At 58.2% G+C, this 2,126-nt stretch carries 1 protein-coding gene; it reads right to left on the reverse strand.

Annotated elements, in window-relative coordinates; translation table 11 throughout:
• Nucleotides 1-2,126, reverse strand: a 2,126-nt coding sequence (locus GE543_RS26980) for a toxin VasX (RefSeq protein ID WP_371927281.1), incomplete at both ends; no start/stop codon positions are given.

Genomic DNA, 2,126 nt, shown 5'->3' on the forward strand with positions numbered 1-2,126 from the left:
TCCCTGATAACCGCCCACGGTGCTTCAACAAACACCGCCATCAGCAAGTTAAAGCTATATCCCAACCCATACGTCACCTTGCCGATGTCCTTGGCACTGAAGTCGCCATCCCGAGTAAGGTCGCGATAGGTGAAGGCGGTGTTGATGAAGTTGAGCATGATCACGCCCCAGGTAATCGAACCGGCAATCCCTCCCAGTCCATCGAGCCAGCGCCTGGCGGTGCTCAGCCATTCTTTGGTGATGGCTTTGCCGGACTGGAAGTGCAGGCGAATCTCGTCCTGTAATTGCTTGGCATATTGGTTGTTCTGAAAGTCGAGCAGGGCGGGCATGCTCAGTTCGTGCAGGCGAAGTTTTTGCTCGAGCGCGCGCAGGTGGCTGGCGATGCTTTTGCGGGGGTTGTAAGCGGTTGGATAGAGCCAGCTGCGGCGGATATCGCTGATCTGCTTGTTGAGTACCCGCCACTCACTGATCCAGCTTTTCAGCTTCGTAAACATTTTCTGATCGATCGCAATACGTGCGTTCGAATCGAGCAGGATCTGGCCGATCAACAGCGTGCGAATCAGTGCAACGATGTTCTGCTGCTTGCCCACCGCCAGACGGCTGTCGATGGGCACCCAGGCCAGCAGGATGCTTTCGAACGTTGCCTTGCCAGCGTTGCTGGCCAGTTGGCCGAGGACTTTGAAGGTGTCCTGAACGGGGTGTTTCAGCGCTTTCATCCACGGCTTTTCGGCAAAGCCCTGGTGATTGAGCGCGCCGTTAAGTTCGCCAATGCGGGTGGCCAGGTTGGTGACGTCGCCAAGACCGTTCAGCAGCGCGTTGGCCTCCTGGTGTAGGGCGTGCTTGAGCGCCGGTGAGAAGCCGTAGCGCAAGGTGCCAAACAGGCTGCTTTCGTTGGCTTCCTGCTCGGCGAGCCAGGCGCTGGCGGCGTTGTCTTGAGCGTAGATGATCTGCAGGTTAAGCATGAGCGTTTGCAGATAAAGCAGGCTTTCTGGATGGGTGGGGTCGACAAACAGCTTGAGCGGTTCCGTGCCCATATGGGTCGACCATTGCCGAAAGTCGCTTTGCGTGTCACGCACCTGTTGCAGCAGTGTGTCACCGGTTGGCAGGTGCTGCTGAAGGTACTGACGCGCACCGCTCAGATCGACCTCGCGCCGCCATTTGTGGCGATCTTTCCAGGCTTGCAGGGCCTCGTCGGAGGGCGCGCTGCCGTAACGCATTTCAAGCGATCTGCGCATCTCCGGGCTTTTGAAAATATCCGGCAGCAACAGCACGCCACCGGGAGCGGTGTTGTTGCCGATCTGCTCTTGTTCAAATATGCATTGTTCAAAATAGGCTTCGACTTCGCTCAGGTACTGGTGGGTAAGCGCCGCATTGCCGCGCACCGATGCCGGCAATTTCTCCGGTTCGCCTTCAGCGCCACACAGTGCGGTGACAGTCTGGGCGATCTGGATTTTGTGTTCGTGCTCGGCTTGCCAGTTGCGGTAAGCGGCCTGATCGGCGGCCAGTTGCATGCCCAGATCGTTGAAAATGGCCAGCGGATCATCAAGGGCGATGAGCAGGGAGCTGTCCTGGTCTTCAACGCTGCCCTGCCAGAAAACGTCAGCGCCGATCGGCGAAAACAGCGGCTGGGTTTCTTCGCTGGAGGCCTTGGATGTAGGAATCGCCGAGTCTGCAAAGCGGTCATCATCAACCACATGCTCTTTGTCGATGTCCGCCACCGCCTCGGCGATGCGGTTCAACGGCAGGGTATGCGGCTCGGCCATGGTCATGCAGTAGCGTTTCAGATCCAGCGCTTTCATCCATGAAGCGCGGCTTTCCGGATTCGAGCGCAGGTGTTCGCAGATTCGCCAGGTCCATTGCTGCGCTGAAAAGGCGATGCGCAGCAGGTTGCTTCGCGGATAGAGCAGAAAAGGCTTGGCATCGCTGCCGCCACTGCGCTGGTCGCTGCCAATCTGCGTATCGGTCCAGACAATAAGGCTCAGGTTGCCGGTGGCGGCTGACACCGCGTACTCGTGCAACGTCTCTGCCGTTTCGTCATAGACATACACGTAGCCGTCATACAGCTGGCGAAGGGTATAGCTGCGTGTTTTCAGCTTCGGCATCACCGCCCAGCGGCTGCCCTTGAG

This window comes from Pseudomonas sp. SZ57 (assembly GCF_009495975.1).
GTDB classification, from domain to species: domain Bacteria; phylum Pseudomonadota; class Gammaproteobacteria; order Pseudomonadales; family Pseudomonadaceae; genus Aquipseudomonas; species Aquipseudomonas syringae.